At 35.4% G+C, this 9,246-nt stretch carries 1 protein-coding gene and 1 pseudogene; both read right to left on the reverse strand.

Annotation, left to right across the window (positions count from 1 at the left end; genetic code table 11):
• Positions 1–8: 8 nt before the first annotated feature.
• Positions 9–8,222 (reverse strand): T9SS type B sorting domain-containing protein, encoded by an 8,214-nt coding sequence (locus KO515_RS03050; RefSeq protein WP_215934913.1) that lies wholly within the window; start codon positions 8,220–8,222, stop codon positions 9–11.
• A gap of 68 nt (positions 8,223–8,290) precedes the next feature.
• Positions 8,291–9,246, reverse strand: a pseudogene (locus KO515_RS03055) (PorP/SprF family type IX secretion system membrane protein); the annotation flags it as partial.

The following is a 9,246-nucleotide window of genomic DNA, read 5'->3' on the forward strand; positions in this document are numbered from 1 at the left end:
TCTGGCTTTTATCTGTATAGTGTAAAGTGTCCAACAAATTCTTTATCGTTTATAGCGTCATTGGTTTTAACAACAAACCAATAATCACCAGTTGGTAATTCCCGACCTTTATATTTACCGTCCCAAACTTCACCTACACGATAATTAGCAACCCTTCGGCCATAACGATCAAATATATCGAAGGTTAAATCCGGGTAATTTAAAGTACAACCTGGTGCCCATGTATCAAACTCTCCATCACCATTTGGTGTAAACCAATTAGGAATACAGATATCTTGAAACACTAATTCTACTTGTATTGTCGCATAACAACCACTACTATCAGTTACTGTTATAGTATATAATCCAGATTCGTAAATGATAAATGAATTTTCATCACCATAATCCTCATCGTTTATGGTATATTGATAATCACCTGTACCACCAGAAGCATTCGCTATATATTCGTTTAATTCACCTTCTGTTAAGTCTAAGGTTACTGGGTCAGCCATCTCTATATCAAAGAATTCAGTAGTTTGAATACAACCATTTGTATGTCTAACATCTATAAAATGATCTGTTCCGACAGGAACATTTATAAATTTGTTATCCGATTGGTACGGTCCACCATTTAATGAGTAATCAAGTTCATCTAAATCCTCAATTGAATCATCTACGGTCACCGTAACAATATTCCCTTGTGTATTATTATCACAAACAGATTCAATTATAATTTCTGGTAGAATACTTACAGATTCTGGGAAAGTGATGTTCCATTCTGACTCACAGCCTTCGGCATCTCTTACAAATACAATATGATCACCTCCTTCTAAACTTGTAAAGTCAAATTCAGTTTGCGCTGCACTTCCTGTTGTATATACACCGTCGTAATCATCTAAACTCACACTATAAGGCAATGTACCTCCTGAAATAGCAATACTAAATTCACCATTAACGTCTCCAGAACATACCTCAGGAAAAAACGAATCAGGCACAATACTTAAGATTACAGGAGTAGGTTCAGTTATGGTGAAATCAAACGTTAAATAACAGCCTAATTCATCTTGTACAATAATATTGTAATCACCTGGTGCTAAATTCTCAATTGTATTGGTTTCAAAAAATTGATTAAGTTGAGGCGAAATGGCATATTTTATAATTCCGGTTCCTCCAGAAGCCGTAATTTCAACCGATCCATTATTGTTTCCGGCACAACTGACATTATTTACTACTATTGAAGCATCAAGTGGAGCATCTGGCTCAGTAATACTAATTGGAGCAGACGTTGCAACACAATCACCACTTTCAACCAAAACAACATAATCACCAGCAAAGAGTTCTGTGAAAAATCCAGGTGTGTTTTCAGTAGCAGTAACCGTATTTCCTGCATTATCTTGTAATGTATAGGTGTAATTTCCTAATCCACCTATCGCGGTTGCTAAAATTGTTCCATTGTTATCACCAGCACAATTAATTGTAGGATTGGTAGATTCTAATGTCACTTCTAAATTAAGTAGAGGATCTACTGAAATTTCATTAGATACATTTGTTTCACATCCATTAGCGTCTCTTACATAATAAGAATACGTTCCATCTGAAACACTAAATGTTGTTGATGTTGTAAACGTTCCTATAATTGCCGTAAATGAAGGATTGTCACTGTAAGAATATAATCCTGTTCCTCCAGTTGCGCTTAACGTTAATGTCGATTCTGTTAAACACGTTTGTGTCGTTGTTCTAACTAAACTAGCTTCAATTGAATCTGGTTCTGAAATCACAATATTTTCAGATGAAAACTCACAATCATAACCATCAGTAATTCTTACAAAATAAGTTCCAGGACCTAAGTTTTCAAACGTATTAGATGTTTGTGGACCTGAAACACTTGGTGTTGGTAAAACAGTGTTTAAGGTATAAGTATAATTTGAACCTTGACCACCAGTTACATTTGTTATAGTAATACTGGCATCTTGATCTCCAAAACATGACAGAACTGTTGAGCTCGGAGTAAATGTTGCAGCAATTGGAGTAGGAGTCTCTAATGTTATAGTTTCAGAAACGATACAACCACCTGCATCTCTAACATTAATGGTATAAGTACCTGCAGAAAGACTTGTAAACGAACCATTACTCGAATAAGCCACAATGGCCGCACCTGTAAGTTCGTATTCATAATCTCCCCAACCACCAGTTGCAATAGCCGTAATTGTACCTTCGTTATCATTACAAGTTACATTAGACGTTTCTGATACATTTAGGGTCATTGCTTCTACAGGAGAAACAAGTGTTACATTCGATGTTGCAGAACAAAACGGAATATCAGTTTCTGTAAGCACTACAGCATATGTTCCAGCTTCCATTCCTGACACTATCTCAGGATTTGTTGATGTATTTGCACTAACTATTCCAGTGACTGAAACTCCTGAATCATCAAATACTTCATAAGTATAAGCACCTGTATAGCTTGCGACATTAATCTCGAATGAGCCAGAATTATCACCAAAACAAGTTATCGTATTTGGAGTTAACGTAAACGTTGGAAGCACGGCTTGAGAAACTGAAATTGAAACCTCTTCAGTACATGACGTTACGGTATCAGTTATGGTAATTGTATAACTTCCTGAAGGTACTCCAGAAAATACATCTCCAGCAAAACTAATTGAAGCAGGACTAGGAGAAATACTATACGTATAAGAACCAGATCCACCATTAGTAGTCATTGTAATTTCACCATCATCATCGTTACAAGATGGTGACGCAGTTACTTCTGGTATTATAAATAATGGTGCTACAACATCTACTGACACTTCATTTCCACAACCATTAACATCTTGAATTTCGATAGTATGGGTTCCTGAATATAAATTTGAAAGTGTGAATGGGAATGTTTGTGTTTGAAACGCACCACCATTGATACTTACACTATAAGGAGGTAAACCAACAGTATCTAATGTCACGTCAATTTCAAATGCACCTTCTTCAACTGTACATTGATTATTTAAGACTGCAGAAATACTTGGAGTAGGATCCATATCTAATACCAGAACAGGACTTGTAACAATACAATTATAAGCGTCTTTAACATGAACATAATAACTTCCAACATCCATATTGAAAGTACTTGAAGCATCCCAAGACGCATCCGTTACAAGTGGAGTAGTAGCCGTTGTTGTTATTTGATATTCATATGGAGGTGTTCCGTTAGAAGCGACAGCACTGATAACACCTGAATTAGGTTCACAATTTACATTTTGATCTATTGTTGCTGACAGTTCTAATAGAAAAGCAGATTCTGTAATATTAAAAGGAGCTGTAATTATACCGCAACCAGCATTTGGTCCAGATGTCTCACGAATAGAGACAAAATAATTTCCAAATGGTAATGGTCCATAGTCTGATATCGTTAATGAGCCATTGGCTGGTAAAGCCGCAGAATCACTTATTCCTGTTGATGTTAAACTTAAAGAGTTGAAAATTTCATAAGTTATAGACACCGGACTTCCATAAGTACTAGTTATAGTAAATGAAACATTACCATCAGCACTTCCTGTACACGTTATATTGTTAGAACTAACAGCAGTAGCCGTTAATGTAGAATTCGTAGGTATAGGAATTGTTGCAGGTTCGTAATAACTACATAATGTAGAGGCATCATATACAATGAATGTGTATAAAGCACCAGGTATTAAACCTGTGAATGTCGCAGATTCACTATCAGGTGCATCTTCGCTTACCCAAGTACCAGCAGGATATACAGTGCCAGGACCTTCATATATGCTGAAGAAAAATGGTCCATCACTAGTAAGAGTAGATCCTATGCTAACCACAGCTTCTCCACCTACAGAACAATCAACATTAGTTTCAATATCAATATCTAAATCGGTTGGAGGTGAAGCCACTAAAACATCTTGAACTAAAACAGAACATCCATTAGCATCAACAACATTTATTTGATAAAGTCCAAAATCAACAACATCAAAACTAACAGATGTTGAACCAATGTTATTAAGTTCTGAATTTTCATAACCATTTGTTCCGGTTACAAAATAATTATAAGGAGGAGTACCACCTGTCACTGAGTTTACAATTACTGATCCTTGAGAGATTCCACCTGCTCCACATGTAATATCAATAGCATCATAATCGACAATAATAGGATCTGGTTGATCTATTGTTACAGTTTCAGTTGCTGTACATAGTTTTGAATCTGTAACTGTAACTGTATAGGTACCTGCTGGTAAACTAGTCGTTTGAGTACCATAATCGGTGGCTGTGGTATCATTATTCACATTTATAGTGAATGGTGGCGTGCCCACTGAAGTATCTATAGTCACGTCAATTGCTCCGTTTGTATCACTATTACATAATATTTCTTGTGTTTGTACGACTAGACTTAGAGCTGGTAATGATAATGGAGTCACTGTAATTAAGGACGATTCCGCTATACAACCGTTAGCATCGGTAATTTGAAGTTGGTACGTTCCCGCAGTTGCCGCACTATATGTAAATGGTGTTCCTGTTGCTCCTAAGTCCGTGTAAGCAGCTCCGTCAATAGATACTGCATAAGTATAAGGAGCTGCACCAGTAATTGTTCCGGTTAATATAGCATCTGGTAATGCTTCACAATCTAAATCCTTGGTTAAAACAACAGATAATGTTGGTGAAGGAGTAGGTACAATAGTATGTGATTCACTATAAACACAATCATTTTCATCTTTAACTTGAAACGTGTAAGTTCCAGGTTCTAAACCTGAAAAATCAGGTGATGTTTGATAAGCGGTCACTGCAGAAGCAGGTGCCGTAATTTGATATTGCAATGTACCCACACCGCCAGTTGTGCCAATAATAGAAATGGTAGCCGTATTAGAAGGGCACGCCACATCTGTATTGTCAAACGTTAAAGCCGTTGGTGGATTTAATTCTTCAATTGTAATTTGCTCCATTGCAGATGCACAACCAGTAGCGTCCATTACGATTACAGTATAATCTCCGGCCGTTAAATCACTAAAACTAGCAACATTCTGAAATGTTACACCATCAATACTATAGCTATAAGGTGGTTGACCTCCTGTAACTCCTGTAACAGTAATTGTTCCACTAGAAAGACATGTGTAAGGTGCAGAGACTTCTACAGTACCAGTAATAGGATCTGCTGAATTAATTGTCACAGTTTGTGGACTTGATTCACAAACATCTGTACCTGAAGTATATTCTACAACAACATCATAGTTTCCGATAGATAATCCTGTAAATACATTTGAATTCACAAATGTAGCACCTCCATCAATACTATACGCAATACTACTACCATTAGCGTTAGTAACATTAATTGTTAAAGCTCCCGTACCATCAGAACCTGCACAGGCAATATCAGTGGTATCGACATTAAAATCTGGCCCTGAAATAGCATCAACATTTATAGTAACATCTGTGCTACAGTTATTAGAATCAGTAACAGTTATATTATATATACCAGCTGAAGTGACTACAATTTCAGGTGTAGATTGAAATTCTGTAGCACCATTTACAAAGTAATAATAAGGAGAAGTTCCGCCTACTGGATACACTGTTATTTCACCATCAGAACAGTTTAAAGGACTCGTTAAAGCTACTGTTGCTGTTAATATCGGTGGTTCAATAATAGTAATGTCTTCTGAATAAATACAGCCATTTTCAGATTCAATTGTTGCTGTATAGGTTCCTGGGTTTAAATTTTGAAATGTGTAATTATTATCTATGACTGGACCAACAGTATTCACTATAGTTGCTCCTTGAGCAAGTGTAAACACATATTGTGGATCAGCATCATTTGCAGATATATGAATACTTCCTTTGTCCCCATGACAAAGTGGCTGTGTAATTGTTGTAGAACCCGTAAACTCTCTGTCTCTAATTTGAACACTAGGAACTGTAAATACACAAGGGTTTGTTGCAACGCCTATTTGTCTTACGTATATGGTATAAGTTCCAGCAGTATCTATTGAAAATATATTAGTGGCTTGAAAATTTGTTCCATCAATACTGTATTCATAACCTGAAGGAACATTATTTACGGTAATACTTCCGTTAGTTTCACAAATAATATCTGTAGAATTTACCGTAGGATTTAATTCATTTTGGTAAACATTAAAATAGAATTGAACATTACAGCCACCAGGATAGTTGATTGTAATTCGATATTGCCCCGCTGTATCAACAACAAAACCTGATTCACTAGGTATAGCGTTCCATGTACAAGACGGGTCTTCATTAGCACAGTCTGAATTTGAAACGGCATCACAACTTGTTTCATCAAGTACTTCCCAAATAATAGAAGTAGAGTCAGATACATTAGTTTGAATTATTCTTGTATCCTCAGCACCACATAAAAATATATTAGGTAATAACTTTCCATCATTAGGACACGTTACAACTTCATCTGCATATGGAATTACAGGGTTTGTAGTGTTAGAACCAAAAAGTTGTACGTTAAATTGCTGTACAATTGATTGACAAGGGGCAACTGCTGTGTTATAAGAATAGTACGTCCCTGTTTCAGTAACGGTTATGGACTGCGAATTTCCAATAACAGGAACTCCTGTAGGACTGGTAGACCATGCATACGAATCGTAACCATCAGCTGCAGTTAATTCTACACTATCTCCACATAGAATTTCATCATATTCAAAAGTACAGTTAAGATCCGCTAAAAAATTAGTCGCTTGAGGTGAAATTAAACATCCCGTATTACTACTTAAACTTGGATCATCTGTTATAGTGAAATCAGGATTTTCAGTACCTTGATATGTCGCATAAGCTTGATTATTCACAATATTTGAACATGCATTTTCTAACTGACCACAATCATCAACCACTTGAACCTCAATTCGAATTTCGTAAACAGGATCATTTTCTTCTACAAGGGAATTATCAATATCTAAAATAAGCTCTCTTGTTGCTGCATTATAACTTTGAACGGTAACACCCGTAGGCAGAATTAAATCTGTTGGATGATTATAAATTATATTTACAGGTAAAATATCTCTAATACTAAAGTTTGTAGCATCATCATTACCTGTATTTTGAAAACCAATGACATAGTTTAAAGAGGAGCCTAAACCTACAAGCTGACCTCCAATATCATTTCCTAAGTCATCTTCAACTATTTTTGTTAATACTATATTTGGAGCAATAATCTCAATGGCGAAAGCACTAAAATAATAATAGTAGATATCTAAATTACTTCCTAAACTAATATTTGCCGTAGTCGCATTATTGGCAATTAATGAATTCCCCGGATTTGGTATATTAATAATACCAGCATCAAACCCTAAAGTGTTAGAACTATTTGGAGTTCTATTGGTAAACAATTCAGAGGTATTTGTAAGTGGGTTAATATCGGAAACAGAACTATTAAAGAAGTTGTTACCAGGACGAATAGTAGTACCTGCATTGTTGGTTGCACTAATTGTAGTTCCATTAAGTCTTAAATAATCTCCAGAATAACCTCGGTCACCTTCAATAGTACTAAATGCGAATTTTGCACGTACAGGACCTGTTGGTATCGTGGTAAAACCACTTACCGGAAAAGTCTCATTTATAGAACTAGTAATCTTTGTAAAACCATCAAAAGAAGTAATATACTTACTAGGTAAAAGCGGATCTTCATAAACCACAAATAAAGACCAACCAGCGGAAAGTCCTTCAGAATTTGGTTTCGGCCCCACTAAAGTTGAAATGTTTGCTACAGAATATGTCCCTTCAGGATCTGGTAGTGCGGTAAGCATATCTGTAACATCATGATAATAGGCATAGGTATTAGAATGATTATTATTCGATGCATTTTGGTAGTAAATTTCCGTTCCTGTAATATCTTCATAAGAGCCTCCTGGTACTTTAAATTTTATCTCAGATTTTGGTTCATCACCATCAACAACAGCACTCCAATATAATCCTGCATAAACAATAACATAACAACTGTCATCACTTGGTACATCTAGATCGGCACTACTAGAGTTAAATGTACTAGGATCACCATCTATATCTACATATACTGCAGCATTTACTCCGTCATTGGTAGAGTTTCCATTATATGGGGTAGAAGCATGTAATCCCACATTACTGTTTCCTATTAGAAGAATATCACCTTTTATGGCTTGGTCATACCGAGGTGAAAATGGGACGAGGTTTTGAGCAAATGTTAATTGTCCTAAAATAAGTGCTAAAGCAATTATTAAGATTCTAGAAAAAGTAGGTTTTTTCATGATACTATATTTTATTTTATCACTTTATTTCTTGGGGCAAAGAAGAAAGTGAATGTTGGCTTAAACTATTATTGATTCTCTATTTTTACTATTGACATTTTTCCATTATACGGTCTGTTTCCTTTAGCTTCTAAAGCTTTATTGGCATTCGATATATTATCAACCTTTTCATAATAAATGTAATATTTACTCGTCGTTACATCATGAAAGAAATCTACATTGGTTCTACCTGACGCGATAACTTTTGCTAAAAATTCATCTCTACTTTTTACATCTCCATGAACTGCAATAATCATATAGAAACCACTTTCAACATGGTTGATATTCTTTAATATTTTAATACTGTTTCCTTGAGCTTCTCCAAAATCAAAATCTTCAACTTTCAATGGAGTTTCCGATAATTCAGTAGTTTCTCTTAATTGCTTTAATTTAGCTCTGTCTTGACTATATCTATCATCTTCATTGTTGAATGCAGCACGTTTAATGCGTCTTCTTTTCTCAAATTCAGTAGCAATTTGAATCGTTTCTAATTTTGCATCTAATTGAGATTTTAACTCATTTGCTTTTAATTGTTCTGACTCTAATCTTTTTATTTCTTTTTTATAAAACAACGTAACTTCATCTAATGCTAAAGTACCTATAGCAGCACGCTCTTCGTAAAGTTTATTTAATTCCTCAATTTTCTCACTTCGTGTCTTAATCACATTATCTAAATCCGCCTTAATTGCTTTCAATGTATTGTTTTCAGCAGTTACACTTTTAAATGGTTTTGGCTGAACGGTAATACCTTGATCACTTAAGTCATTTTCCTCTTTCATATCCTTAAGATCTTGATCTTTAATCGCAACGATCTCATCAAATTGTTTTAACAATTCATTCTGAACGGTTTTAGACGCTTCTGTCGATTTGGTTATCGTTTGCATTGATACAGCGAGTGCATCCGTTGGATTGGAAATGGCATTTTCTTTTGCAGCGTCTTCTTGATCTTTTTGTTCTGCTAATAACTTAGCCTGAGCAGCAGCGT

It is taken from the genome of Winogradskyella psychrotolerans (assembly GCF_018860545.1).
In the GTDB taxonomy this organism is placed as follows: domain Bacteria; phylum Bacteroidota; class Bacteroidia; order Flavobacteriales; family Flavobacteriaceae; genus Winogradskyella; species Winogradskyella psychrotolerans_A.